Genomic DNA, 25,322 nt, shown 5'->3' on the forward strand with positions numbered 1-25,322 from the left:
CGGCGCCAGCCGACAGAAACCAAACCGCCTGTTGTCACATCACATCCACGGCGCCATCCGCGGCCACCCTGGCCTTGAAGGCTGCGCCGCCCTTTTCGGACTTCGCGTACACCACCTCGCCGGCCGCGCCATCGCTGACCGCGATGGCGGACAGCTCCAGCTCCACCGCGCCGCTGCGCACCCTCGCAGCCACATGGGCGCCTTTTCTCACCAAGGGCAGCGGCAACGCATCCGACTCCTGCAGCACGCCCCCTGCCGGCAGCGCCCTGCCGGCCATCAGCCCCTGCAGGGACTGAAGCGCGCGGCCGGTGGCGGCGACATCCGCCACGGCTTCTTCGACATTGTCCGGCGACAGGCTTTCGCCCTTGGCGATCTCGCGCCTGGCCCTCAAGACCGGCCGATAGCACGCCACGTCGAACCACACCGGCCAACTGCGGTAAAGCGCCTCGCCTTCGAACGCATCCAGCCACACCACCATCCGCCTGGCCAGTTGCGGACTGGGCGGCACCCTGGCCGCCAGCCTCAAGCCTTGGCCTGGCAGCATGGCGTCGGCCTGCTCTGCCCGCGGCCGCAGCTCTGCGCGACGGCATGCGCCGGACAAGCGCTGTTCCAATGCCTGCCTCGCAGCCTGCTCGATGCGGCCGGCTGCAGGCGCGCCGCCGCTTCTGGTCACGGTGATTCGCTCCGGCATGTCCAGCGGCCATTGGCCGGCCGCCGCGCCCAGCGCCGACTGCCAGGCCATCAGCACCTGGCGCCGGCTCAGTTCGCGCGGCTCGCCTATGCGCAAGCCCGACGCCACCACCCGGGAGGCCAGCGCGGGGTCGCTCGCCCCAGGCCAGCGGCCGACGACGATGTCGCTCAGCCGGGCCTCCCGCGCATCGACAACCACGTCCGCCTTCGCCTGAACCGATTCAGCGGCGCGGCCCTGTCCTGCCCCGGCCAGCAACGGCAGGGCCAGCAGGCTTGCTATCAGCCTGCTCAACTGCGGCGCAGGTTGTTGCTGATGGATTGCATCTCGTCGGCGGCCTGGATGATCTTGGAATTGGCTTCGAAGGCGCGCTGCGCCAGCATCAGGCTCACCAGCTCGTCCGCCATCTTGACGTTGGAGCCTTCCAGATACTTCTGCGCCAGTTTGCCGCGGCCATCCGCGCCGGCACGGTCCAACTGCGCCTCGCCGGACTGCTCGGTGGCCTGGTACAAGCCCTCGCCTGCCGGCTTCAGACCGGAAGGGTTGCCGAACATCGCCAGCTCGATCTGGCCCACCTCAAGCGACTGGCCGTCGGCGGTCAGCACCGACACTTTGCCGGTTTCGCCCACCTGCAAGCTCTTGGCGTCGCGCGGAATGGTGATAGGCGGGTCCAGCGGCAAGCCATTGCGCAGACTCAGCAGGCCATCCTCGCCGACGCGCAGCGACCCCAGCCGGCTGTACGACAGGCTGCCGTCCGGATTGCTGACCGGCACAAAGCCGTCGCCATTGATGGCGACGTCGAACTCCGATTCCGACGCGCGCAGTTCGCCCTGCGTGAACACCTTGTTCACGCTGCTCATCCGCGCGCCCAGACCGATCCGGACCATTCCGGCCGGTTCGCCCTGAGCCGGCGTCTGTTGCGCCGCCTCCCGGTACATCAGATCGTCGAACACCACTTGCGAGCGCTTGAAAGCTGGCGTGTTCATGTTCGCCAGATTGTTGGCCACCGTCTCCAGGCTGGTCTGCTGCGCAGCCATGCCGGTCGCCCCCACGTACAATGCATCAATCACGATTCAAAACCTCAGTCATCTCATTCACTCAAAATTCGCCCAATGTGCGCAGCGCCTTGTCCCAGACCGCATCCATGCCCTGCACCGCCTTCTGCACCGACTCGAAGTGCCGGGTCGCCTCCATCAGCTCAACCATCTCCCGGGTGGAATTGACGTTGGACATTTCCAGATATCCCTGCCGCACCCGGCCGGCGCCGCCCGCATCCTTGGGATCGGCCAATGCGCCCTGCAGCCGGTACAGGCCGTTGCCCGCCGCTTCCAGCCGCGCATCCTTGGCCGGATAGGTCAACTTGATCTGCGCCACGCGGTCGTCGCCCTGGAATACCTGGCCGCCATCGTCCACGCGGAACACGCCCGGCCGCAGGAAAATCTCGCCGCCGTCCCCGGAAAGCGGCAAGCCAGACTGCGCCAGCACCAAGCGGCCGCGGCTGTCCAGCCGCATAGCGCCGCCGCGGCTGACATAGCTGCCGCCGTTGTCCGCCACGGTGAAGAAGCCATTGCCTTCAATCGCCAGATCCAGGTCAGAACCGGTGCGGCTCAAGGCGCCCTGGCGTTGATCCACCAGCGATCCCGCCTGGCCGTCGCCCAGCGTGAACATCCGCTTGAAACCGGCGGTATTGCTGTTGGCGATGTTGTGAGCAACCGTATTGACCCGGCTCATGTCGGCCTGCATCGAGGCCGCCATCACTCCCAGCAGTTCACTCATCTGAATACCTTAATCAAAACGTTACCGCGGCGAACGATTTCAGGTTCACCCCGGACGGCACTTCGTTCAGCGCCAGCACATGCAGATGCGGAATCATCCGCTCGGTCAGCTTGCGCAGATTGGCCCGTACTTCCGGCGCGCACAGCAACACCGGCATATGGTTGGCTCCGGCCATCTTTTCCGACTCGGCCAGCATCTTCCTCAGCAGCTGCTCGGCAAAGCGCGGGTCCAGCGCGATGGAAGTGGCGCCGCTCTCGGCTCGGCGCAGGCCGTCGTACAAGGTCTGCTCGATGCCGGCGTCCAGGGTGATCACATGCAGCGCCCCCTCGCGGTCGAGCAGGGACTCGCAAATCACATTGCCCAGGCGCTGGCGCACCCGGGTCGTCAACTCGTCGATGTCCTTGTTGCCGCGGCCGGCATCGACCAGCACTTCGAAAATCGACTCCAGATGGCGGATGGACACCTTCTCGCGCAGTAGGGCCTGCAGCACTTTCTGAATGTCGCTCAGCGTCATCACATTGGGCACCAGCTCGTCCACCAGGCTGCCCTGAATCTGCCGCACATGCTGCACCAGCCGCTCCACCTCGTCGCGGGTCAACAGCGCGGCCGATTGCCGCTTGATCAGTTCGGAGAAATGGGTCATGAACACGGTGGTGGCATCCACCACCGTGTAGCCGGACTCGCGCGCGCGCGCGCGCTGCGCGTCCTGAATCCAGATGGCCGGCAGGTTATAGGCCGGATCGGTGGTGGCGATACCCTCCAGCTTGGCTCGCTCGCCGCCCGGGTGGATGGCCAGCCAGCAACCGGCCTCCAGCTTGCCATCGCCCAACTTGCTGCCCTGCAGGAAAATCTGGTAGCCGCCATCCTGCAGGCTCTTGCTTTCCTTGACCTTCACCTTGGGCAACACCAGGCCGGAATCCAGCATGAACTGCTTGCGGAACAAGGCGATCCGCTCCAGCAACAGGCTGGCGCCGCTGCCCATCAGCGGCGTCAAGGCCGGCGACAGCTCGATCGCCAGCAGCTCCACCCGCATCTCGTCGTACAGGGAAACGTCGCCGCGCTCCTCGCCCTCCGCCTCGCCATCCGCGCCCATTTCCTCCTCCTGCTTCCTGGCGCGGCGCAGCATCATGCCGATGGCGAAGAAAGCAGCCGCCAGGAACAGCGCCGGCGCCGCCGGCAAGCCCGGCAACAAGGAAATCAGGAACAGCGCACCGGCCAACATCAACAGTATGTTGGGATAGGCGGTGAACTGGCCCAGCACTTCGCTGCTCAAGCGGTCGTCCGACGCCGATCGAGTGATGATGATACCGGTGCCCACCGCGATGACCAGCGCCGGCACCTGAGTGACGATGCCGTCGCCTATGGTCAGCAGCGTGTAGGTCTGCAGCGCCTCCTGCCACGGCATGCCGTGCTGGGCCACCCCGACGGCAAAGCCGCCCACCACATTGATCAGCATGATGATGATGCCGGCGATGGCGTCGCCTTTGACAAACTTGCTGGCGCCGTCCATAGCGCCATAGAAGCCGGCTTCCTTTTCCAGCGCCTTGCGGCGGCGCTGCGCCTCGGCTTGGTCGATGAAGCCCATGTTCAGGTCAGCGTCTATGCTCATCTGCTGGCCCGGCATGCTATCCAGCGTGAAGCGAGCCGCCACTTCGGCCACCCGCTGGGCGCCGCTGGTCACCACAACGTACTGCACCACCACCAGGATCAGGAACACGATCACGCCGATGACGTAGTTGCCGCCCACCACGTAGGATCCGATGGCGCCGATCACCCGGCCGGCATCGCCGTCGGACAGGATCAGCCGCGTGGCGGACACGTTCAGCGACAAACGAAACAAGGTCGCGATCAGCAGCACCGACGGAAAGGTGGAAAACTCCACCGGCTTGCGGACATAGAAGGTCAGCAGCAGCACGAACAGCGCCAGACTGAAGTTGCTCAGCAGCAGGCCGTCCAGCAGACGCGGAGAAACCGGGGTAAACAGCACAAACAAGATGCCGATCATCAACAGGATGATCGAAACATTCGCCCCTTCTTTCAGGACTTTAATCAGACCGCTCATCAACAAGTAACCATTTCACCATTGCCGCCTCAAGCGGCATGCTCGCCTCTACGCACCTTGAAAGCCCAGACCAGGGCTTTCGCCACCGCGCCGTAGTAGGCATCAGGAATCCACTCATTCACATCCACCTCCCGGAACAGACCCCGCGCCAGCGGCTTGTTCTCCAGGATGGGTACGCCATGCCGCCGCGCCATTTCCTTCATCTTCAGCGCCATCTCGCCGGCGCCCTTGGCCAGCAACAGCGGCGCCGCCATCTTTCCCCTCTGGTACTGAATGGCCAAGGCCAGATGCTGCGGGTTCACCACCAGCACGTCGGCCTCCTTCACCCGCGACATGGAGCGGGTTTTCTGCAGAAACTGCAGACGGATCTCTTTCAGCTTGGACTTGATCCGCGGATCGCCCTCGCGCCGCTTGTACTCGTCCTTCACTTCACGCTTGGACATCCGCAGCTTCTTGCTCAAGCTCCGCTTGACGAACAACCAGTCCACCAGGGCCGCGGCCAGCATCATCAGGAGCATGTAACGCAGCACCTGCAGCATCGCCTTGCCGGCGGCGCCGGCGATCTCCGCGATGCCGGCGGTGGTCAGCATCAACCAATCCGGCACCATTCCCTTCAGGATGAAATACAGCACCACCGAGAAAATCAGGAACTTTATCGAGGACTTGCCTGCCTCAAACAGAGAACGCATGGTGAACAGGCGCTTGAATCCTTCCAGCGGATTCAGCTTCTGCAAGTCCGGCTTCAAGGGCTCGGTGGAGAAAACCAGCCCAGACTGAGCCACCCCCGCAACCACCGCCGCCACCGCCAACACGGCCAATAACGGCGCGATCGCCTTGAAGATCGCCAGCCCCAGCTCGCGCTGCCAGGCCACCAGGCCGTTCAGCGAGAACGACAACTCGCCCGCATGCGACAATAGAGAAACAAAAATACCCAGGCACTCGCGCATCATGCGCGGCCCGGAAACCATCATCACCAGCAAGAAAGTGAGGGTGGAAACCGCCGCCAGCACATCCTGGCTGCGCGCAACGGTGCCCTTCTTTCTCGCCTCCTCCCGCTTATGCGGCGTGGCCTCTTCCGACCGGTCCTGATCCTGCTCCGCCATCGGCGCTACCCCCCTGAAACTTGGCCAGGTAGTCCAACATCGACGACAACCAGCGCTCAAAAAACCCACCCAGCCGCGGCAGCAGGATGGCCAGCAAAAGCAATCCCACCCCCACCTTTACCGGCATCGCCATCACAAACGCATTGAACTGCGGCATCGAGCGCGAAATCAGCGCCACGCCGACATCTATCGTAAACAGCGCTATCATCAAAGGCGCCGCCAAGGCCAGCGCCAACAGAAACAACACGCCAAACTGCCCGACAGCCAGCTCGGCCAGCTCCAGGCTGACCGGCCTGCCCACCGGCAAGGTTTCCAGCAGGAAGATCATCGCCTGCAACAGCATGTGATGGCCGTTGACGGCATAGACGTAAGCCACCGCCAGCAGCTCGAACAGCAAGCCCAGCAAAGGCCCGGCCTGCCGCGTCATCGGGTTAATCACGCTGGACATGCCGAAACCGATCTGGGTATCCAGCAAACGGCCGGCGAAGGCCAGCGCGCCAAACACCAGTTGCATACCAAACCCCAGCAAGGCGCCGATGAACAACTCGGTCAGCGCCTGCCCCGCCATCACCCAGCCGTTGTCAGGCACCGGCACAGGCAAGCGCAATGCCTGCACGATCAAGCCCGCCAGGCTCAGGGACAACAATCCCTTGACCAGCCCTGGCACATTGGCAACCCCCAGTACCGGCGTCATGAACAGCACAGCCGCCAGGCGGATGGACAATAAAAAAGTGGCGTATAGCCACCCCAGATCTAGCTCAAGCTGCATGGCGGCACTCAAAACATGGACGGGATGTTGCCGATAACGGTGGAAGCATAGGTCACCAGCGACTTCAACATCCACGGACCGAACAGCAACAGCGCGGCAAACACGGCCAACAGCTTGGGAATGAAAGCCAGCGAGGCATCCTGTATCTGGGTGACCACCTGGATCACGCTCACCAGAACGCCTACCGCCAGACTGAACAACAGCACCGGACCTGCAATGGACAAAGCCATCCACATCAACTGGGACATCAACTGCATCGATAGGTCGCTGGTCACTGATACACCTCGGAAACTGCGCCACACCGCGCCTTATCTACCTCAACAAAATCCATTCTCGTACATTTTCAACAAGAACATAATCAGCAGCATATAATATTTTCAGAAGTGTAAAATGAACACATCAATCCATTGCGGCACATTAACAATTGATTGCCCATGTATTGATATTTAGATGCGTACAGTTTGCCTGTATCGCACAGCAGTCTTATAAATTCCAATCCACAACCTTATTAAGTTATGTCAAAATAAACTCATTCTGTACTTGATCTAGAGGAGGGGAAGGCAACTCAGACTCCTCGGTTGGCCAGCCGGGTGGATAGGCCGGATGTGTGAGCCAGAAGATAAGAGAGTCTGCATCCGCAGCTATGCTCCATTGATAAATCCCACTCCCCATGAAATAGCAAACCGGCTGCTCTTGAATCTGGCCAATGATTTGTAATCGCTGATAAAACCCTGGTGCGGAAAGTATTTCTAATGGTGAAATTTGCTCCATGGAAGTAAGGTGGCGAACTCTACCCTCAATGGAGTCAAATGCAGAAAATCTAATACTTGGCGCGTAAGAGAGGCTATTTTGCGCTAATGCCAACAACTGCTCGCACTCGACCGGATTGAGATGGTGACGAATATGATTTGAAACGATTTGACAAAATTCTGGTCGAAAATTTTCTAATGGAAATAATCTCGGGTAGGCCATACTAAAACTCCAGCTGATCAAGATACAATATCGCCATATTAACTTCTCCTCCGACTTGGAATCAGAGGGGAAAACACCCTTATCACCGTGAAAATTCTATGTTATTATCGCCGGCTTTTTTTCACCTCGCCAAGCTGAAAAGCTTTGTGCGCTTGCATTGATGATCACCCCAAGCACGACAATGCAAGAGAATAAGACTTTTTGCATTGTGACTTCCTCGCCGAGTACTATATGGGAAAAAAATAAAGCAAAAGCTGGAACTAACAAATAACTTGGCGCGCTTAAAACAAGCTGATTTTGGCTTAGCAAGAGTGTCCACAGGCCATAACCAATCAATGTTGTTACATACCCCTGAAAGGCAATTGCAAACCAAGCTTGCTGGTCGATCTGTGAAAGCGTCGTAAAAAGTGCCCCATCTCCGAATAGGTTGATTGAAAAAAATAGGAGGGCAGAAATCAAGCTCCCCCAAGCGACAAAGGCCAAAGGGCGGTCGGTTCGCGATAATCGCACGGCCAGATTGGCAAAAGTCCAACTAAATGCCGACCCTAATACAAGGGCAATTCCTGTAGCATTAATCCCACCTCCCTTTATTTTTGAGATAAAATAAATACCCAGCATCGCAACTAGACACCCCAAGATGTTGAGTCTATTCCATTTTTCCTTCAGCACTAAGATCCCACCAATAGCTGTAAATAACGACCCCGCCTGCATGATGACAGAAGAAATTCCGGCATCAATCCCCGTTTTTAGTCCTTTGAAAAATAGAAAAAGACCAAAGGAGAACGCCACACCATAAAGTAAAACATAACACCAGTCTTCGCGTTTTGCTCGGAGAAAAAAGCAAGCGGGTAGTGCCGCGAAGGTAACTCTCAACATTGCTATTTCAACGGGGTCTATTTTTATGGAGCTTATTTTTGCAGCAACATAATTGAATCCAAAAATTCCAGTTGACAAAATGATGGTGATAATGACTCTGCTGATTCTCATTTTATTCCACCAACAAATTGTAGGTCATATGCTCCTTGAAAATTGCCCTGGAGATGACGGATTGATATCCCATCTTCCTTGCTACATCTATCAAATTCTGCTGATTGAGGGCGCCAAACTTATCTTTTAGGGATTCAACCCTATTTTCTACTGTGCGAGTGGAAATATCGAAGATGCCCGCAATGCGTTTAACCGGGACGCCACGGAGTAATAAATTTAAAACGGACAGTTCCCCTTCATTTAGTGGAACTTTCAACTCTTTTGATTCTTGCAGTTGGGCAAAAGATGCGGCAACGAGTTTTTCAATCTTTACCATAGGCTCAATGCCCCACAGAATCTCGCTCCAAAAGGTAGTGTCGCAGGTCAAATCCTCACCCGTGAACAGAATAATCGGGTCCTTGTCATTTAATAAGGCTGGGAATTTTCGGAATTTATAAGCTCGCGGGTCACCGCTGCGATGAGGATGGATACTACCCATGATGATTTTTTTTCTTTGGTGCAGCACCACTTGGTCTTGCTCATACATCATTTGTGACAATACCGAAATGCCATTTGGCATGTCCCCAGATTTCTTGCCTATAATCTCGTCACGCGGCAGACCATGAAAGTCGGCATAGCTGGCATTAACGTAAAGGAAATTGTGATGAAGGTCCTTGGCGCCAGCCATCTGTCCGACACTTTCTAATTGATCAATAAAACTTTCTAGTGCGGAAAAGTGCTTGAACAAGTAAGGGGGATGCATTCTCATCTCCAAGTGCATTGAAAGTCATAATGCGAACAAAGTACACCAATACATTATGCATATTCAATTTGCCATAATCCTTTCTGGAAGGCAATTTAGCCACAGGCACCACATACTGTTCAAATGGGGTTCATATCTGCACCGAACGACTTTTTCAGTATACGAGTAACCCGTTGTTTTCATGCTATGAACCGCCTCTCTTGCGGTCGCTCCTATTTTTTCATCCCATTCCAAATCCCTCTCTAAAAACCTGTCAATTAGTACAGGTCATGATGATAGAAAATTATGCTAATTTTCAAAATTTTATAAATAACACGCCGGTTAAGAGCCGCTTATATAGACGCCTCCCGTTTGCCAAGGGCAGTTTCATAAAATGACATGCGGCGGTTGGTTGCTCGCTTATATCCGGCCTTGTTGCAGACTCATAGGGCTGCGGGCCTTGATGGAATTCGCCGGAAGACGGTCTCAGCTAACAAGCGGATTCTAGATCCTGCGGTCTTATCAGACTTGGCCTCCCGCGGTCCAACCTGTATGCCATCACATGCAGCTGCTCCTTGCGCAACCAGCGAAACAACCTTCAGCACGACCTCAGGCCACGATGCCGTAGCCCGACTCATAACGACGCTGATGCGCCACCAGCGCCCAAATGGTGCGCGCCATCTTGTTGGCTAATGCCGCTACCGCCACATTGAATGGTCTGCGTGCCAGTAAATCGTGTAACCAGGGCCAAGCCCTATCCTTACCCTGGTGCAGAATCACCGAACGGGCGCCATGCATCAACAAGGTACGCAAATAGCGATCCCCTCGTTTACTGATGCCACCCAGCTGGACACGTCCACCAGTGCCTGAATGCCTTGGGACGAGGCCCAAACTGGCGGCAAAGGCTCGCCCGGAACGATAATGGTGCGCCTCGCCCATCGCCGCAATCATGGCAGTTGCTGTCAGCAAACCCACTCCAGGGATCTCCGCCACCCGTCTGCACGGTGTCATCGGAGCGGAGCCATTGCGCAAGCTGGCGCTCAATTTGCGCCATCTGCTCATTCAGTTCCCGCAGTCGCTGCACCTGCATTTGCATTTGCAAGGCTGCGTGCAGCAACGCAGGTACGCGTTCCCAATTGATGGTCCCGCAACGCCGCCAGACCGGCTTCGCGCCCGCCGGGGAACTCGATGCCGAACTCACCCAGCAGACCGCGTAGCTGGTTCATCTGCATGGTGCGAAACTTGACCAGTTGGCTGCGGATGCGATGCAGCGCCAGGACGGCTTGGGCGGCTTCGCTCTTGATCGGGACAAAACGCATGCTGGGTTGTTGGGCGGCGGTCCAAATCGCTTGCGCATCCGCAGCGTCGTTCTTGTTAGTCATGACAAACGGGCGCACAAACTTTGGATGGATCAGCTGAACCGTATCGCCCAGTGGCTGCAACTGTCGCGCCCAGTGTTGAGCTGCGCCGCAGGCTTCCATGACGACCCGCCCGGGGGCTTGCAGATGAAAGAACGTCATGACGTCATCTCGTTTCAGCTTTTTGCGCTGTATCTCGCCGGTTTCGGGGACGACCCAATGTATTTGGAACACGCGTTTGGCAATATCTACACCATATGTCGTAAGCTTCATTTGGGACCTCCGTCTATCCGTGGGGATCACACTTCCACTGTGGCACATCGATGCCGTTGGATCGCGAGGCCCTGCTTGCTTTTGCCTCTTCGATCGTCAGAAAGGGAGGCGTCCATACCATCTAACAAAACCTCGCAGAACACCTGAGGCAAGGCGCATCAACGCAGACAATACAAGCAGTACGACACGTTGACGCAATGCAGCATCAGGGTTTTGTTAGCGGCTCTAAGTATTAATTCAACGCTGAATGTAAGATTTTTTAATGCATGAATTTTACTTAAGGTTCCGCTATGAGGAGGGTGGGGTTTTAAATGGTGGTTTTTGAATTTATTGATTCTTTAATTGTTTTTTTTGAGGTGATTGTGAGTTTAAATTCATTGCCGTGGATTTTTTCTTTTTTTCAATGGCCGATTTTGATGTTGATAGGAGTCACCATAGTAAATTTGAAAAACAATCTTAGCAAAGGCGATTTTAGGGTTGACTTTTGCATTGTATTCCCAAGAAATGTCTTTTCTGCTTGTATTTTTATTTTTTCATTGGTGTCATTGATTTTGTTTTTTGCCATTTTGATGGCGGTCCTGTCTGTGACAAATACTTCTTTTGACTCGTCTGAGCTTGGGCTTGATTCTTTTGTTTTCCTCTTGACATTGGCAATGGATTTTTATGGGATTCATTATTTGGCCATATTTAGGCTGGCAATGGTTAACGGCCGTGGAGCATGGTTGGCAACGGCAACGAGTCGAGATGTTCTTTCTCTTGTCGGCGGTGGCGATGTGAAATATCAAACAAGGTTTATTGTTTTGACAAAATTAATCGCTAAGATTTTATTTGGCTTGGCAATGGTTTCTCTTGTTATTTTTTCATTTTTATTTGGTAGGTGGGGGTGTCATTGGGCACTGTTGCATAAATCCTGGGCAGGTCGAGCTTCCCCTTTCCCCAAACAGATTTATGCCACAGCCACCGTGCACGGAGGCCCAGCATGCTGAAGCGGTTCAAGATGGCAGCACGCACTTGCAGCTCTGCCACTTGGCCATCGAAGCACCGGGCTGTCACTCTTTCACCCAGCAACTTGAAGCAATGCATCTTGGTTTCGACCAAGCTGCGGCGATGGTAGCCACTCCAGCGTTTCCAGATCGCCCTGCCCAATCGCTTGGTGGCCCGCAGAATCTCGTTTCGAGCCAGCACACCCGGCCAACTTCCTTTCCACGGCCGCGCATTCTTGCGCGTCGGGATGCACCCGATTGCGCCGCGCGCGGCAATCGCCTCATGACATGCCTTGGTATCGAAAGCCCCGTCGCCGCTCACGCAGGCTATCGGCTGATCGGCCGGGATTTGCACCAAGAGCGAAGGCAACATTTGCGCATCGCCCTGGCGCTTGTCTGTCACCTCAATGGCGCGGATTTGCAGGGTTTCCGCATCGATGCCCAGATGCACCTTGCGCCATTGCCGGCGATACTCCGCGCCATGCTTCTTGGTTTTCCACTCGCCTTCGCCCAGCATTTTGATCCCAGTGCTATCCACCAGCAGATGCAGCGCGCCTGAGCTTTTCTGGTAGGGAATCTTGACCTGCAGCGTCTGCTGCCGCTGTAGTCGGGGATGCTCCAGTCCAGGCCCGCCAGCTTGAACAGGCTTTGAATGAAACCGATGGTTTGCCGCAACGCCAATCCAAACAGTTTTTTGATGGTCAGACAGAATTGAATGGCGGCATCGCTATAGGACTGCGCTCGGCCTCGCTTTCCCTGCGGTTTTGCCTGCCACATCAAGCTTGTATCGAGCCAGATGGACAGGGAGCCGCGCAGGATCAGGGCTTGGTTGTAGGCTTTCCAGTTGGTGGTTCGGTAGCGTTTCGGAGCGGGTTTGGTCATACCGCTATCTTACCAAGCCGCTGCGTTGGCGGATTTGTGCACCAGAGCCCCACTTCGGCCATCTCGACCAACTGCAACGCCATGACGAAACCATGCCTCAGCCCGGCCGCGGCGAGGTCTTGCTGCAAGTGCGCGCCAGCTCGCTCAACTACCGCGACTTGGCGCTGCTCAACGGCCGCTATCCGATGAGCTATCAGGACGGCCTGGTGCCACTATCCGACGCCGCCGGCGAAGTGGTGGAGCTGGGCGCGGACTGCCGCCGTTTTACCGTCGGAGACCGCATCTGCAACACCTTCTTCCCGGAGTGGTTCAGAGGGCCGTTTCCGTTGCCGACGGCGGCGCGCCAGTACGGCAGCAATCTGGACGGCTGGCTGTGCCAGTACAAGGTAGTGCGCGAAGAGGCGCTGGTGAAGGCGCCGCAGCACCTGAGCTTCGCCGAGGCCGCCACCCTGACTTGCGCCGCGCTCACCGCCTGGACCGCTTTGCACGGCCCGCAGCCGATCCGGGCCGGCGACACTGTGCTGACCCAAGGCAGCGGCGGCGTATTCTTGTTCGCCATCCAGCTGGCCAAACTGCTGGGGGCGCGGGTGATCGCCACCACATCCAGCGCCGCCAAGGCGCAACGGCTGACGGAGCTGGGGGCGGACGAGGTGATCGACTACACCGCCCGGCCCGATTGGGACGCGGCGGCGCGTGAGCTGAACGGCGGCCCCCCGCGATCCGGGCAAGGTAGTGATCCCGCACTGGGCCTGCGCCGCCGTCGTCGTGGCGGCGGCCGGAAACGGCTGAATTTGCAGCCGGCATTTGCTATCGGAGGGAAAAATATGTTACTAAAGTAACGTGATTTTCGATTCCGAATAGTTATGAGCCGCTCTCCACGTCACGACAAGATACTGCAACTGGTCCGCGAAAACGGCTTCATGCCGATCGAAGAGCTGGCCCGTCTGCTTGATGTCACGCCGCAAACCATCCGCCGCGACATCAACCAGCTGTGCGAAGCCAATCTGCTGCGCCGCTACCATGGCGGCGCCGCGCTGGGCAACAGCGTGGAGAACGAGGACTACTTTGCGCGCAAAGGAAAATTCCAGAGCGAAAAGGCCCACATCGCCGACATGATCGCGCGCAGCATCCCCGATCATGCCTCGCTGTTCATGAGCATAGGCACCACGATAGAGGCGGTGGCGCAGGCGCTCACCGCCACCCACAAGGGCCTGCGCGTGATCACCAACAACATCCACGTCGCCTCCATCATGTCCACCAACCCGGACTTCACCGCGATGATCACCTCCGGCACCGTGCGCGCGTCGGACGGCGGCATCACCGGCGTGGCGACGCTGGACTTCATCAACCAGTTCAAGGTGGACTACGCCATCATCGGCGTGTCCGGCATCGAATCCGACGGCTCGCTGCTGGACTTCGACTACCGCGAAGTGCGGGTGGCGCAGGCAATGATGAACAATGCCCGCCACCGCTACCTGGCCGCCGATCACAGCAAGTTCGGCCGCAACGCGCTGGTGCGCATGGGCCACATCAGCGAATTCCACACCGTATTCACCGATTCGATGCCGCCGGAGCCGGTGAGCAAGCTGCTGGAAGAACACAGCGTGCGGCTGGTGCTGTCCGAAGCCTGAGCCCCGCAGCTCTGCCCACGCGAAAACGCCGTCCGCCCGAATAGGCCGACGGCGTTCGCTTTGGCGCGGCGTCAGCTCGGCTGGGCCTGCTGGCCGAAGATGTCCTTCCAGCTGGTGTAGGCGGTGACGTAAGCCACCGGAAACCACAGCAGCAGGCCCAGGCCCAGCGGCAGCAGCGCCAACAAGCCCAGCACGCTCAGCGTCAGCCCTGCCACCAATAGCGGCAACCAGTTGCTCAGGCCGGCCGACAGGCTGCTGCGAACCGCCGGCCAGGGCGCGACGCCGCCCAGCGCCACCTGGGCCGGCGCAAACCAGTAACTCAGGCTGACCACAAACACCACCACCGCCATCAGCAGCATCAGCACGCCGACCACGCCGCCCGACGCCGCGGCGCGCTGGCCGGCCTCGATGTGGCCGCCGGCCAGCCCTCCCAGCACGCCGGTGGCCATGCCGGCGGCCACCACCGCCAGCGTCGCCGTCAGCATCAGGATGAAGAACATCGCGCCCACCTGCATCAGAGGGCCGGGCATCAGGCGGAAACCGGCGAACAGGTCGGCCAACTCCAGCTCCTCGCCGCGCTCCGACTTGCTGGCGGCCATCACGAAGCCGGCGGCGAACACCGGGGCGACGATGGCGCCGATCAGGTTGCCTATCATCGGCACCAGGCTGATGGCGAAATGGATCAGCAGGTAGACCAGCGCCAGCAGCACCCAGGTCAGCGGCTGCTCGCGCACGATGTAAAAAGCCTCCACGCACCAGCGCCAGCCGCGGCCGGCGCCGACTTTACGGGGAAGGGTAGGGTTGTCGAACGGCTGCATAGAAATTCTCCACGATGACGGTTTTAGCGCCGGATAAAGGGGGAAATGGCACAGACCATTCCATTCACGCATGGTTCTCCTTGATTCTACGCAATTTGCGAGCGGCATGGCTGGTTGCCGGCAAAGGGCAAAATCGGCGATAATCCGGCGGTTTTGCGGCGGTGGACCCTGTCTCCAGCAGCATGGGGCGTAAGGGATGGACCGTCGTACCGGTTCCCAATAGTCTTGAGGTTTTACCGAAATGGTTACCCGCACCGAGCTTGCCAACGCCATCCGCTTCCTCTCCATGGACGCCGTGGAGAAAGCCAAATCCGGCCATCCGGGCGCCCCGATGGGCATGGCAGACATCGCCGAAGTCCTGTGGCGCGATCACCTGAAGCACAATCCGGCCAATCCGTCCTGGGCCGACCGTGACCGCTTCGTTCTCTCCAACGGCCACGGCTCGATGCTGATCTACAGCCTGCTGCATCTGACCGGCTACGACCTCTCCATCGACGACCTCAAGAACTTCCGCCAGTTGCACAGCAAGACGCCGGGCCACCCGGAATACGGCTACGCGCCCGGCATCGAAACCACCACCGGCCCGCTGGGCCAGGGCATCACCAACGCGGTGGGCATGGCGCTGGCCGAGAAAATGCTGGCCGCCCAGTTCAACCGCGACGGCCACGACATCGTCAACCATCGCACCTACGCCTTCCTCGGCGACGGCTGCCTGATGGAAGGCATCAGCCATGAGGCCTGCTCGCTGGCCGGCACCTGGGGCCTGTCCAAGCTGATCGCCTTCTGGGACGACAACGGCATCTCCATCGACGGCCATGTCGAAGGCTGGTTCAGCGACGACACTCCGGGCCGCTTCGAAGCCTACGGCTGGCAAGTGATCCGCAACGTCAACGGCCACGATCCGCAGGAAGTGGCCACCGCCATCGCCACCGCCAAGAAGAGCGCCGACAAGCCGACGCTGATCTGCTGCAAGACCACCATCGGCTTCGGCGCCCCCACCAAGCAGGGCAGCCACGACTGCCACGGCTCCGCGCTGGGCGCTGCCGAAATCGCCGCCTCGCGCGAGCTGCTGAAATGGCCGCACGCGCCGTTCGAGATTCCGGCCGAGATCTACGCCGAGTGGAGCGCCCGCGACAAGGGCGCCGCCGCCGAAACCGAATGGACCAAGCGCTTCGACGCCTACCGCGCCGCCCACCCGCAGCTGGCCGCAGAATTCAGCCGCCGCATGGCGGGCGAGCTGCCGGCCGGCTGGGAAGAGACGCTGAACGCCGCGCTGGCCAAGATCGCCGACGCCGCCCAGACCGTGGCCACCCGCAAAGCCAGCCAGATCGCGCTGGAAGCGCTGTCGCCGTCCCTGCCCGAGTTCGTCGGCGGCTCCGCCGACCTGACCGGCTCCAACCTGACCAACTGGTCCGGCAGCAAGTGGATAGACGGCCAGGGCAACGGCAACTACATCAGCTACGGCGTGCGCGAGTTCGGCATGGCCGCCATCATCAACGGCATGACGCTGCACGGCGGCCTGCGCCCCTACGGCGGCACTTTCCTGATGTTCAGCGAATACGCCCGCAACGCGCTGCGCATGGCCTCGCTGATGAAGATCAACCCGATCTTCGTGTTCACCCACGACTCCATCGGCCTGGGCGAAGACGGCCCCACCCACCAGCCGGTGGAACAGGTGGCCACGCTGCGCTACATCCCCAACCACCACACCTGGCGTCCTTGCGACACCAGCGAAACCGCGGTGGCCTGGGCGCACGCCATCGAGCAGAAAACCACTCCGTCCAGCCTGGTGCTGAGCCGGCAGAACCTGCCCTTCGTCGCCCGCGACGCGGCGCAGATGGCCGCCATCCGCAAGGGCGGCTACGTGCTGCGCGACGCGGCCGGCGCCCGCGCCGTGCTGATCGCCACCGGTTCCGAAGTGGAACTGGCGCTGAAGGCGCAGGAAGCGCTGGCGGCCGAAGGCATCGCGGTGCGCGTGGTGTCCATGCCCTGCACCAATGTGTTCGACGCGCAGGACAAGGCCTGGCGGCAGAGCGTGCTGCCGGCCGGCCTGCCGCGCGTGGCCGTAGAGGCCGGCCATCCGGACTTCTGGCGCAAGTATGTCGGCCTGGAAGGCGAAGTGGTGGGCATCAACCACTTCGGCGAATCGGCGCCGGCGCCGCAGCTGTTCAAGGAATTCGGCTTTACCGTGGAAAACGTGGTCGCCAAGACCCGCGCGGTTATCCGTTGAGTTAGAAGTCAGGCCATCGCGGCAGCGCGATGGCCTTTTTTTCGCCATGCCATGTAGTCGCCGCACTACAAAAGTTTTACCGGGAGACCCTGCAGCATGACCATCCGCCTCGCCATCAACGGTTACGGTCGCATTGGCCGCCAAGTTCTGCGCGCCATCTATGAAAACAAGTTGCACGATGATTTCACGGTGGTGGCGGTCAACGCCTCCGGCGACCTGAACATCAACGCCCACCTGACCCAGTTCGACACCGTGCACGGCCGTTTCCCCGGCAGCGTGGAGCAGGATGAACAACACCTGATCCTCAACGGCGACAAGATTCCGTTCTTCAGCACCCGCAACCCGGCCGAGCTGCCGTGGCAGGAACTGGATGTCGACCTGGTGCTGGAATGCACCGGCGCCTTCACCAGCAAGGAAAAGTGCCAGGCCCATATCGACGCCGGCGCCAAGAAAGTGCTGATCTCGGCGCCGGGCGGCGACGACGTCGACGCCACCATCGTCTACGGCGTCAACCACGACACGTTGAAGCCGGAAATGACCGTGGTGTCGAACGCCAGCTGCACCACCAATTGCCTGGCGCCGGTGGCCAAGGCGCTGAACGACGCCATCGGCATCAAGAAAGGCCTGATGACCACCATCCACGCCTTCACCAACGATCAGGTGCTGACCGACGTCAAGCACAAGGACCTGCGCCGCGCCCGCTCCGCCACCGACAACATGATCCCCACCAAGACCGGCGCCGCCAAGGCGGTGGGTCTGGTGCTGCCGGAGCTGAAGGGCCGGCTGGACGGCTTCTCGGTGCGGGTGCCCACCATCAACGTGTCGCTGGTGGACCTCACCTTCACCGCCAGCCGCGACACCAGCAAGGACGAGGTCAACGAGATCCTCAAGAATGCGGCCGAAGGCGGCATGCAGGGCATCTTGGGCTACAACACGCTGCCGCTGGTGTCCGGCGACTTCAACCACACCGACGAGGCCTCCACCTTCGACTCCACGCTAACCAAGGTGACCGGCGGCAATATGGTGAAGGTGCTGGCCTGGTACGACAACGAGTGGGGCTTCAGCTGCCAGATGCTGCGCACCGCGCGCGCGATGTTCAGCTGCTGACACGGGTTTCAGGCGCAACCGGCGACGGGGCGGGCCGGCTTTATATGCCATTCGCCCTGTTGTTTTGTTACATAAAGCCGCGCATGAAATTTGATTGGTGTTAAAGTGGCGCCGTCATTTCGGCATACACTGCTTGCTAGGGAAGACAGTCCCGCCTGGGCGGGGTTTTCTTAGAACGCGATGGAGAACAGGATGCAGCAGGGTCAGGCCTTGTCCCGGCCGGAAAAAATGGTGCGGCTGGCCTCGTGGCTGGTGGCGCTGGTATTCGCCGGCCTGCTGGTCAGCCTGGGCGAACTGGTAATCCGCGACCTGTTCTACCTACCGGAAGGCGGCCCGCCGCAACAGGAAGTTTTCCGACAGCATATCGGGCTGGATCCGTTGAAGCGCCAGCAAGAACAGCTGCAACGGCAGACCGAGGCCTTGCGCGCCGAGCAGGAAAAGCTGGCAACCACCCGCGGCCAGCTGGAGCGCGGCTACCAGACCCAGCGCCAGGGACTCGACAACTGGCTGGCCAGCCGAGCGGTCACCGCCGATGCCGGCCAGAGCGCCGAAGTGCTGAAGCGCACCCGCGCGCTGGACGCCTTGCAGGCGCAGATCCTGCAATGGCAGAAGCGGGAAGACCAGGCCAGCGCTGGCCTGCTGGCGCTGGCGCAGCAGCAGCAGGCATTGCAGGGCCGCGTCGGCGCACTGGAACAGCAGGCCGGGCGGCAATACCAGCAGGCCTACAGCCGCTTTGAACTGAAAGTGTTCGCGCTCAGGCTGGCGGTGATCCTGCCGCTGTTGCTGCTCGGCGTGTGGCTATTCCTACGCTACCGCAGCCACCGCTACTGGTTCTTCGTCTACGGCTTCGGCCTGTTTTCGCTGTTCGCCTTCTTCGTCGAACTGCTGCCTTACCTGCCCAATTTCGGCGGCTATGTGCGGCTATTGGTCGGCATCGCGCTCACCGTGTTTGCCGGCATGCGCATGATCCAGGCCTTCCAGCGCTACGCCGAGAAGAAGCGCGTCGAGCTCAAGCAAAGCCAGAGCGAGCGCGCCAGCCACGTCGCTTACCCCAAGGCGCTGCAGTCGTACCAGAAGCGCAGCTGCCCGTCGTGCGACCACCAGTACAATATCGCCGGCGACGACGCCGACTACTGCATCCACTGCGGCCTGCAGCTGTTCCGCGTCTGCGCCTGCGGCGCGCGCAATTTCGCCTTTTTCCCGTTCTGCAAGAAATGCGGCGGCGCCGTGGCCCGGCCAGCCGCCTTGCCTGATCATCCCGCATCCAAACCCGAGTGAGTGAAACGATGAAATTCAACAAACTCTCCGACCAGAACCTTACCGGCAAGCGCGTGCTGATCCGCGTGGACATGAACGTGCCGCTGAAAAGCGGCGTGATCGGCGACGACACCCGCATCCGCGCCAGCCTGGCCACCATAGAGCTGTGCCTGAAGGCCGGCGCCGGCGTGATGCTGATGACCCATCTGGGCCGCCCGACCGAAGGCGAACCCAAGCCGGAAGACAGCCTGGCGCCGGTGGTGGCCCGCCTGGCGGAACTGCTGGGCAAGCCGGTGCGGCTGCAGGCCGACTGGCGAAGCGGCGTGGAGCTGGCGCCGGGCGAGGTGGTGATGCTGGAGAACATCCGCCTGAACCCGGGCGAGAAAAAGAACAACGCCGAGCTGGGCCGCGCCTACGCCGCGCTGTGCGACGTGTTCGTCAACGACGCCTTCGGCACCGCGCACCGCGCCGAGGCCTCCACCCACGCGGTGGCGCGGTTCGCGCCCGTCGCCTGCGCCGGCCTGTTGCTGTCCGCCGAGCTGGACGCGCTGGGCAAGGCCTTGCTGGCGCCGGCCCGCCCGCTGGTGGCCATCGTCGCCGGCTCCAAGGTATCTACCAAGCTGACCATCCTGGAAGCCCTGGCCGACAAGGTTGACCGGCTGATCGTCGGCGGCGGCATCGCCAACACCTTCCTCTTGGCCGAAGGCAAGAATATCGGCAAGAGCCTGGCCGAGGCCGAGCTGGTGGACGAAGCCAGGAAGGTGATCGCCAAAATCCGCGCGCGCGGCGGCGATGTGCCGCTGCCCGCCGACGTGGTGTGTGCCACCGAATTCGCCGAAACCGCCGCCGCCGTCACCAAGAACGTGGCCGAGGTGAACGCCGACGACATGATCCTGGACATCGGCCCGGACTCCGCCAGGGAGCTGGCCGCCATCATCGCCCAGGCCGGCACCGTGGTCTGGAACGGCCCGGTGGGCGTATTCGAGTTCGACCAGTTCGGACAAGGCACCAGGACGCTGGCCGACGCCATCGCAAAGTCCGCGGCCTTCTCCATCGCCGGAGGCGGCGACACGCTGGCGGCGATCGCCAAATACGGCATCACCGACGACATCGGCTACATCTCCACCGGCGGCGGTGCCTTCCTGGAATTCCTGGAAGGCAAGGAGCTGCCGGCGGTGGCGATTCTGGCCGAGCGCGCGCGCTAACCTGGCCGAGCGACAGTGGCGGCGCCCCTACCGCCACGGCCTGCCAGCCAGATGGAACCTGGCCGGAACACGGCGTTTCCTGCCAGCCGCCGAGGCATTCGTTATACTACCCGGCCAAGCCCCCACGGAGAGAGTCATGCCCCTGCACACCTGGCTGTTGTTCGTCACCACCATGTTCTTCGTGTCCGCCACCCCCGGCCCCAATATGCTGCTGGCGATGACCCACGGCATCCATTACGGCGTGCGCCGCACGCTGATGACCTGTTTCGGCCTGATGAGCGCGCTGGGCTTGCTGATGCTGGCCTCGGTGGCGGGGCTGGGCGCGGTGCTGGCCACATCGGAAGTGCTGTTCTCCGTCATCAAATACGCCGGCGCGGTGTATCTGGTGTATCTGGGGGTGAAGACCTGGCGCAGCCCGCCGCAGCCGGTGGCGGAACTGCGCGAGGACGCGACGGGTCAGCACGGCCCGTGGGCCTTGTACCGCCGCGGCTTCCTGGTGGCGATGAGCAATCCCAAGGCGCTGATCTTCTTCGCCGCGCTGTTTCCGCAGTTCATGGACGCGCATCAACCGCAGGGGCCGCAGCTGGCCATCCTGGCGCTGACCTTCTTCGTGGTCGAGTCGTCCTGGCAGCTGACCTACGCCAGCTGCGGCGCCAGGCTTGCCGGCTGGCTGAACAGCGCGCGCCGGCTGCGGCTGGTCAACCGTTTCAGCGGCGGCGCTTTCGTCGGCGCCGGCGTGCTGCTGACCAGCCTGTCGCGCCAATAATTCCGGCGGTCGGCGCTATGCCGGCCGCCCCGTTTTTTGCAAACAGGCTCCGCCGCGAGCGGAGCCCATGAGGGAGAAATTCATGGCACTCGTTTCTATGCGTCAGCTGCTGGACCACGCTGCCGAGTACAGCTACGGCCTGCCGGCCTTCAACGTCAACAATCTGGAGCAGATGCGCGCCATCATGGAAGCGGCCGACAAGGTCGACGCCCCGGTGATCGTGCAGGCTTCGGCCGGCGCCCGCAAATACGCCGGCGCCCCCTTCCTGCGCCACATGATTCTGGCGGCGATCGAAGAATTCCCCCACATCCCGGTGGTGATGCACCAGGACCACGGCACCAGCCCGGACGTCTGCCAGCGCTCGATCCAGCTGGGCTTCAGCTCGGTGATGATGGACGGTTCGCTGAAATCCGACGGCAAGACCCCGGCCGACTACGACTACAACGTCGGCGTCACCCGCACCGTGGTCGGCTTCGCCCACGCCTGCGGCGTGTCGGTGGAAGGCGAAATCGGCTGCCTGGGTAGCCTCGAAACCGGCATGGCTGGCGAGGAAGACGGCGTCGGCGCCGAGGGCGTGCTGGACCACAGCCAGCTGTTGACCGACCCGGAAGAGGCCGCCCGCTTCGTCAAGGATACCGGCGTGGACGCGCTGGCCATCGCCATCGGCACCAGCCACGGCGCCTACAAATTCAGCAAGAAGCCCACCGGCGACGTGCTGCGCATCGACCGCATCAAGGAAATCCACGCCCGCATTCCCAACACCCACCTGGTGATGCACGGCTCCTCCAGCGTGCCGCAGGAATGGCTGCAGATCATCAACCAGCACGGCGGCCATCTGGGCGAGACCTACGGCGTGCCGGTGGAAGAGATTGTCGAAGGCATCAAGCACGGCGTGCGCAAGGTGAACATCGACACCGATCTGCGCCTGGCCTCCACCGGCGCCATCCGCCGCTTCCTGGCGGAAAACCCGGCTGAATTCGACCCGCGCAAATACCTGACCAAGACCATAGAGGCGATGCGCGACATCTGCATCGCCCGCTACGAGGCTTTTGGCGCCGCCGGCCAGGCCAGCAAGATCAAAGCCATCAATCTGGACACCATGGCCAATAAATACCTGAAGGGCGAACTCTCGCAAATCGTGCGCTGAGCCTGCATGACGATGGATGCGGCGCCGATATGTAATCGGCATGTAAAACGCCTTGCAAGCCGCGCCGCCCACTGCAATAATTCATTTGTCATTTCAGGAAAGGGGTTTGCATGACAATTTTGCTTGCCGGACCACCGCGGCAATAGCCGCCAGTTCAGGCCAGCCAAACCCATGCTGATTACCCGACCCGCCGCCAAGGCGGGTTTTTTTATTCCGCGGCCATCTTGAAGCCAGCGCTATCGCTGTTGCAAAACCTGCTTGCGCGGCCAGCCGGCGGCCCGGAGCGGCTGTGCTAAATTAAGTGGATGGCGGGATAGGGGACACGGCGATGTGGAAGTGGCTATTACTGTTCTGCCTGGCTCAGGCCGGCCACGCGGCCGAAGCCATGAGAGTGGTTTATCCCGCCGGCGAAAGCGCAAGCGACCTCCGCTACGACGATATCCGGGAAATCCTGCGCACCGCGCTGGACAAGACCGTCGACAGCTATGGCCCCTACTCGCTGCAAGCCAGCGGCTGGCCGATGGACGAGGACCGCGCCTTGGTGGAATTGCGGCAAGGCAATGCCATCAATGTCGCCTGGAGCTCCACCTCGGACGAGCGGGAACTGCATCTGCGGCCGGTACGGGTGGATTTGCGCAAAGGCTTGCTCGGCTATCGCATCGCGCTGATAGACGGCAAGCGCCAGGAGGAGTTCGACCAGGTGCGGAGCCGCTCCGACCTAGGCCGTTTCCTGGTGGGCCAGGGCAAGGGCTGGGGCGACATCCAGGTCTACCAGGCCGCTGACATCCAGGTCAGCACCGGCCGCTACGACAAGCTGTTCGGCATGCTCAGCCACCACCGCTTCGACCTGTTTCCGCGCAGCGTGCTGGAAATATTCGACGAATACCAGCGCTTCCACAGCGAATATCCTAATCTCGAAGTCGAGCAGCATCTGCTGTTCTATTACCCCTGGCCCTACTACTTCTTCTGCAACCGCAACAATCCATTGCTGGCGGAGCGCTTGCGGCTGGGACTGGCGCGGATGCGCGCCGACGGCAGCTTCGACGCCATCTTCTGGAAATACCACCGCGACGTGCTGCGCCAGGCGAAGATGAGCGAACGCCGCCTGATTCCCCTCTCCAACCCGCTGCTGCCCGACAGCGCGCCGCTGAGCGACAAGTCGATGTGGTTCGACCCTCTGCGCGACCATCCGCCCAAACCCTGAGCGCCGCCAGCCGCTCCCACCGCATCGGCATTGGCCGGCCGGCGCCGATTGCTTACACTGCCTGATGAATGAAAGCCGCGGCCGAAGCGGCAACCCAGGGAGGGTCATGCGATGCAATTGAACATGCTGTATTTCGCCCGGCTGCGCGACGCGCTGGGCCTGGATGCGGAAACGCTGGACAGCGAGGCCGCCACGGTGGACGAGCTGATGGCGGAATTGCGCCAGCGCGGCGGCGAGTGGGCGCGCGCGCTGGCGCTCGGCCAGACGTTCCGGGTGGCGGTCAACCAGGACATGGCCACCGGCGACACCCCGCTGGCCGATGGCGACGAAGTGGCGGTATTCCCGCCGGTGACCGGAGGCTGAAATGGCGGTCAATCATATCCGGGTGCAGGTCGAGGATTTCGACGTCGGCGCCGAGGTCAGGCGCTGGTCCGCCAACCCAGCCTGCGGCGCGGTGGTCAGCTTCACCGGCCTAGTGCGCGATTACGGCGACCGCCAGGACGTGGTGGCGCTGGAGCTCGAGCATTATCCGGGCATGACGGAAAAGGCGCTGGCCGGCATCGTCTGCGAGGCGCGCCAACGCTGGTCGCTGAAAGGGGTGACGCTGATCCACCGCGTCGGCCGCCTGGCTCTGGGCGAGCCCATCGTGCTGGTGGTGGCGGCCAGCAGTCACCGCCGCGACGCCTTCGAAGCCGCCAACTTCCTGATGGACTACCTGAAGCAGCACGCGCCATTCTGGAAATGCGAAATCCTGGCCGACGGCAGCCGCCACTGGGTGGAAGCGCGCGCCGGCGACGCGCAGGCGGCGGCGCGCTGGGACGCCGATGCCGGCGCGAAGCCCCGCTGAACCTGTCCGTCAACTGCCGGGAGCGCGGCGCCAGCCATCCAGCCTGAGATGGCCTGCGCCGTCGGCGCGCCGGCTGGAGGCGATCAGCGCCACCTCGCGCAATTCCAGCCGCAACGGCGGCACCGGCTGCGGCGGCAATGCCTGCTGCAGCTTGCGCAACAGGGTCAGATGCGGCTGGTAGGGCCGGTTTTCCACCGCCAGTCCCTCGAGGCGCAACGCCCGCCGCAAACGGTACACCCAGGCCTGCAGCGCAGCATCGGACCTGGCGGGTCCGCACCAGCCTATGCCGCTGTCCCAGCTGCCGCAGCTATCCAGCAGCAGGCTGTCGGGCAGGCTGGCCGCCGCCTGTTCGGCGCAGTCGGCGGCGCGCTGCAGCGCCAGCGGGCCGACCTCGCCCAGAAAAGCCAGGGTCAGATGCAACTGCGGCAAGGGCAGCTTGCGGCCGCCGGCCAGAACATGCATGGCGTCCTGCCACTGCGCCAGCCGCGGCAGGCAGTCGGCTGGCGGCAGGCAAGCGAAGAAGACCCGCATGCCCG

The 25,322-nt window shown here is 61.1% G+C and carries 24 protein-coding genes and 2 pseudogenes; 12 read left to right on the forward strand and 14 right to left on the reverse strand.

The features are described from left to right. Positions 1 to 34: 34 nt before the first annotated feature. The 11 genes and pseudogenes from flgA to BI347_RS24915 form a co-directional block, all read right to left on the reverse strand. A complete protein-coding gene (flgA, locus tag BI347_RS00120; protein WP_071115046.1) occupies positions 35 to 982 on the reverse strand; it encodes a flagellar basal body P-ring formation chaperone FlgA in 948 nt (315 codons plus the stop codon). Then, positions 979 to 1,758, reverse strand: coding sequence for a flagellar basal-body rod protein FlgG (gene flgG / locus BI347_RS00125; RefSeq protein WP_071115047.1), 780 nt, complete (start codon positions 1,756 to 1,758; stop codon positions 979 to 981). Before flgG ends, flgA begins: the two co-directional genes overlap by 4 nt. Positions 1,759 to 1,786: 28 nt before the next feature. Then, positions 1,787 to 2,464, reverse strand: a complete 678-nt coding sequence (locus tag BI347_RS00130; RefSeq protein WP_071115048.1) for a flagellar hook-basal body protein — start codon at positions 2,462 to 2,464, stop codon at positions 1,787 to 1,789. Between the two features lie 13 nt (positions 2,465 to 2,477). After that, entirely contained in the window at positions 2,478 to 4,526 is a 2,049-nt protein-coding gene (locus BI347_RS00135; RefSeq protein WP_071115049.1) for a flagellar biosynthesis protein FlhA, read from the reverse strand. 29 nt (positions 4,527 to 4,555) lie between these two features. After that, complete coding sequence (locus tag BI347_RS00140) at positions 4,556 to 5,629, reverse strand: EscU/YscU/HrcU family type III secretion system export apparatus switch protein (protein WP_071115050.1); 1,074 nt, start codon at positions 5,627 to 5,629, stop codon at positions 4,556 to 4,558. After that, entirely contained in the window at positions 5,583 to 6,398 is an 816-nt protein-coding gene (locus BI347_RS00145) for a flagellar biosynthetic protein FliR (protein WP_071115051.1), read from the reverse strand. Before BI347_RS00145 ends, BI347_RS00140 begins: the two co-directional genes overlap by 47 nt. Positions 6,399 to 6,406: 8 nt before the next feature. Then, the gene (gene fliQ / locus BI347_RS00150) at positions 6,407 to 6,673 is read right to left on the reverse strand and encodes a flagellar biosynthesis protein FliQ (protein WP_071115052.1); all 267 of its coding nucleotides are present in this window, start codon (positions 6,671 to 6,673) and stop codon (positions 6,407 to 6,409) included. A gap of 238 nt (positions 6,674 to 6,911) precedes the next feature. Next, positions 6,912 to 7,370, reverse strand: a complete 459-nt coding sequence (locus BI347_RS23350; protein ID WP_139167149.1) for a hypothetical protein — start codon at positions 7,368 to 7,370, stop codon at positions 6,912 to 6,914. A gap of 96 nt (positions 7,371 to 7,466) precedes the next feature. After that, positions 7,467 to 8,357, reverse strand: coding sequence for a DMT family transporter (locus tag BI347_RS22410; RefSeq protein WP_083338603.1), 891 nt, complete (start codon positions 8,355 to 8,357; stop codon positions 7,467 to 7,469). 1 nt (position 8,358) lies between these two features. Then, the gene (locus tag BI347_RS00155) at positions 8,359 to 9,099 is read right to left on the reverse strand and encodes a helix-turn-helix transcriptional regulator (protein ID WP_071115053.1); all 741 of its coding nucleotides are present in this window, start codon (positions 9,097 to 9,099) and stop codon (positions 8,359 to 8,361) included. A 588-nt stretch (positions 9,100 to 9,687) separates the two neighbouring features. Beyond that, a pseudogene (locus tag BI347_RS24915) lies at positions 9,688 to 10,709 on the reverse strand (IS110 family RNA-guided transposase). A gap of 311 nt (positions 10,710 to 11,020) precedes the next feature. Between BI347_RS24915 and BI347_RS24920 the strand changes: the two are divergent. After that, the gene (locus BI347_RS24920) at positions 11,021 to 11,695 is read left to right on the forward strand and encodes a hypothetical protein (RefSeq protein ID WP_420837160.1); all 675 of its coding nucleotides are present in this window, start codon (positions 11,021 to 11,023) and stop codon (positions 11,693 to 11,695) included. Here BI347_RS24920 and BI347_RS00165 read toward each other — a convergent pair. Beyond that, a pseudogene (locus BI347_RS00165) lies at positions 11,682 to 12,574 on the reverse strand (IS5 family transposase); the annotation flags it as partial. The gene BI347_RS24920 and the pseudogene BI347_RS00165 overlap by 14 nt on opposite strands. Before the next feature lie 92 nt (positions 12,575 to 12,666). Here BI347_RS00165 and BI347_RS00170 point away from each other — a divergent pair. After that, complete coding sequence (locus BI347_RS00170) at positions 12,667 to 13,413, forward strand: zinc-dependent alcohol dehydrogenase family protein (RefSeq protein WP_071111788.1); 747 nt, start codon at positions 12,667 to 12,669, stop codon at positions 13,411 to 13,413. 24 nt (positions 13,414 to 13,437) lie between these two features. After that, positions 13,438 to 14,205 carry a DeoR/GlpR family DNA-binding transcription regulator gene (locus BI347_RS00175; RefSeq protein ID WP_071111787.1) on the forward strand — a complete coding sequence of 256 codons (768 nt, stop codon included), beginning with the start codon at positions 13,438 to 13,440 and terminating at the stop codon, positions 14,203 to 14,205. Positions 14,206 to 14,276: 71 nt separating this feature from the next. Here the strand turns inward: BI347_RS00175 and BI347_RS00180 are convergent, their stop codons facing one another. Further along, a complete protein-coding gene (locus BI347_RS00180; RefSeq protein ID WP_071115054.1) occupies positions 14,277 to 15,023 on the reverse strand; it encodes a BPSS1780 family membrane protein in 747 nt (248 codons plus the stop codon). Positions 15,024 to 15,264: 241 nt separating this feature from the next. On the opposite strand from BI347_RS00180, the gene tkt reads away from it, so the two are divergent. The 9 genes from tkt to moaE all read left to right on the forward strand — a co-directional run bounded on the left by tkt (position 15,265) and on the right by moaE (position 24,786). Then, the gene (gene tkt, locus BI347_RS00185) at positions 15,265 to 17,253 is read left to right on the forward strand and encodes a transketolase (protein ID WP_071111785.1); all 1,989 of its coding nucleotides are present in this window, start codon (positions 15,265 to 15,267) and stop codon (positions 17,251 to 17,253) included. A 96-nt stretch (positions 17,254 to 17,349) separates the two neighbouring features. Continuing rightward, a complete protein-coding gene (gene gap, locus BI347_RS00190; protein WP_071115055.1) occupies positions 17,350 to 18,360 on the forward strand; it encodes a type I glyceraldehyde-3-phosphate dehydrogenase in 1,011 nt (336 codons plus the stop codon). A gap of 192 nt (positions 18,361 to 18,552) precedes the next feature. Further along, complete coding sequence (locus BI347_RS00195; RefSeq protein ID WP_071111783.1) at positions 18,553 to 19,638, forward strand: zinc ribbon domain-containing protein; 1,086 nt, start codon at positions 18,553 to 18,555, stop codon at positions 19,636 to 19,638. A gap of 8 nt (positions 19,639 to 19,646) precedes the next feature. Further along, positions 19,647 to 20,822, forward strand: coding sequence for a phosphoglycerate kinase (locus BI347_RS00200; protein ID WP_071115056.1), 1,176 nt, complete (start codon positions 19,647 to 19,649; stop codon positions 20,820 to 20,822). Between the two features lie 136 nt (positions 20,823 to 20,958). Then, a complete protein-coding gene (locus BI347_RS00205) occupies positions 20,959 to 21,588 on the forward strand; it encodes a LysE family translocator (protein WP_071111781.1) in 630 nt (209 codons plus the stop codon). An 82-nt stretch (positions 21,589 to 21,670) separates the two neighbouring features. Next, positions 21,671 to 22,735, forward strand: a complete 1,065-nt coding sequence (fba, locus tag BI347_RS00210; RefSeq protein ID WP_071112071.1) for a class II fructose-bisphosphate aldolase — start codon at positions 21,671 to 21,673, stop codon at positions 22,733 to 22,735. Between the two features lie 328 nt (positions 22,736 to 23,063). Continuing rightward, positions 23,064 to 23,939 carry a type 2 periplasmic-binding domain-containing protein gene (locus BI347_RS00215; RefSeq protein WP_071111780.1) on the forward strand — a complete coding sequence of 292 codons (876 nt, stop codon included), beginning with the start codon at positions 23,064 to 23,066 and terminating at the stop codon, positions 23,937 to 23,939. Between the two features lie 111 nt (positions 23,940 to 24,050). Then, positions 24,051 to 24,302 carry a molybdopterin converting factor subunit 1 gene (gene moaD, locus BI347_RS00220; RefSeq protein WP_071111779.1) on the forward strand — a complete coding sequence of 84 codons (252 nt, stop codon included), beginning with the start codon at positions 24,051 to 24,053 and terminating at the stop codon, positions 24,300 to 24,302. Between the two features lies 1 nt (position 24,303). Continuing rightward, positions 24,304 to 24,786 carry a molybdopterin synthase catalytic subunit MoaE gene (gene moaE, locus BI347_RS00225; protein WP_071111778.1) on the forward strand — a complete coding sequence of 161 codons (483 nt, stop codon included), beginning with the start codon at positions 24,304 to 24,306 and terminating at the stop codon, positions 24,784 to 24,786. A 9-nt stretch (positions 24,787 to 24,795) separates the two neighbouring features. On the opposite strand, the gene thpR is transcribed toward moaE, so the two are convergent. Beyond that, on the reverse strand, positions 24,796 to 25,317 hold the full coding sequence (gene thpR, locus BI347_RS00230; RefSeq protein ID WP_071115057.1) for an RNA 2',3'-cyclic phosphodiesterase: 522 nt from the start codon (positions 25,315 to 25,317) through the stop codon (positions 24,796 to 24,798). Between the last annotated feature and the right edge of the window lie 5 nt (positions 25,318 to 25,322).

The sequence above is a fragment of the Chromobacterium sphagni genome (assembly GCF_001855575.1).
GTDB classification, from domain to species: Bacteria; Pseudomonadota; Gammaproteobacteria; order Burkholderiales; family Chromobacteriaceae; genus Chromobacterium; species Chromobacterium sphagni.

Excerpts from the sequence above, each read along its gene's own strand:
- BI347_RS00130 (WP_071115048.1), bottom strand. The coding sequence starts at position 2,464 with ATGAGTGAACTGCTGGGAGTGATGGCGGCCTCGATGCAGGCCGACATG.
- BI347_RS00135 (WP_071115049.1), bottom strand. The coding sequence starts at position 4,526 with ATGAGCGGTCTGATTAAAGTCCTGAAAGAAGGGGCGAATGTTTCGATC.
- BI347_RS00140 (WP_071115050.1), bottom strand. The coding sequence starts at position 5,629 with ATGGCGGAGCAGGATCAGGACCGGTCGGAAGAGGCCACGCCGCATAAG.
- BI347_RS00145 (WP_071115051.1), bottom strand. The coding sequence starts at position 6,398 with ATGCAGCTTGAGCTAGATCTGGGGTGGCTATACGCCACTTTTTTATTG.
- BI347_RS23350 (WP_139167149.1), bottom strand. The coding sequence starts at position 7,370 with ATGGCCTACCCGAGATTATTTCCATTAGAAAATTTTCGACCAGAATTT.
- BI347_RS22410 (WP_083338603.1), bottom strand. The coding sequence starts at position 8,357 with ATGAGAATCAGCAGAGTCATTATCACCATCATTTTGTCAACTGGAATT.
- BI347_RS00155 (WP_071115053.1), bottom strand. The coding sequence starts at position 9,099 with ATGCATCCCCCTTACTTGTTCAAGCACTTTTCCGCACTAGAAAGTTTT.
- BI347_RS24920 (WP_420837160.1), top strand. The coding sequence starts at position 11,021 with ATGGTGGTTTTTGAATTTATTGATTCTTTAATTGTTTTTTTTGAGGTG.
- BI347_RS00170 (WP_071111788.1), top strand. The coding sequence starts at position 12,667 with ATGCCTCAGCCCGGCCGCGGCGAGGTCTTGCTGCAAGTGCGCGCCAGC.
- BI347_RS00175 (WP_071111787.1), top strand. The coding sequence starts at position 13,438 with ATGAGCCGCTCTCCACGTCACGACAAGATACTGCAACTGGTCCGCGAA.
- BI347_RS00180 (WP_071115054.1), bottom strand. The coding sequence starts at position 15,023 with ATGCAGCCGTTCGACAACCCTACCCTTCCCCGTAAAGTCGGCGCCGGC.
- tkt (WP_071111785.1), top strand. The coding sequence starts at position 15,265 with ATGGTTACCCGCACCGAGCTTGCCAACGCCATCCGCTTCCTCTCCATG.
- gap (WP_071115055.1), top strand. The coding sequence starts at position 17,350 with ATGACCATCCGCCTCGCCATCAACGGTTACGGTCGCATTGGCCGCCAA.
- BI347_RS00195 (WP_071111783.1), top strand. The coding sequence starts at position 18,553 with ATGCAGCAGGGTCAGGCCTTGTCCCGGCCGGAAAAAATGGTGCGGCTG.
- BI347_RS00200 (WP_071115056.1), top strand. The coding sequence starts at position 19,647 with ATGAAATTCAACAAACTCTCCGACCAGAACCTTACCGGCAAGCGCGTG.
- BI347_RS00205 (WP_071111781.1), top strand. The coding sequence starts at position 20,959 with ATGCCCCTGCACACCTGGCTGTTGTTCGTCACCACCATGTTCTTCGTG.
- fba (WP_071112071.1), top strand. The coding sequence starts at position 21,671 with ATGGCACTCGTTTCTATGCGTCAGCTGCTGGACCACGCTGCCGAGTAC.
- BI347_RS00215 (WP_071111780.1), top strand. The coding sequence starts at position 23,064 with ATGTGGAAGTGGCTATTACTGTTCTGCCTGGCTCAGGCCGGCCACGCG.
- moaD (WP_071111779.1), top strand. The coding sequence starts at position 24,051 with ATGCAATTGAACATGCTGTATTTCGCCCGGCTGCGCGACGCGCTGGGC.
- moaE (WP_071111778.1), top strand. The coding sequence starts at position 24,304 with ATGGCGGTCAATCATATCCGGGTGCAGGTCGAGGATTTCGACGTCGGC.
- thpR (WP_071115057.1), bottom strand. The coding sequence starts at position 25,317 with ATGCGGGTCTTCTTCGCTTGCCTGCCGCCAGCCGACTGCCTGCCGCGG.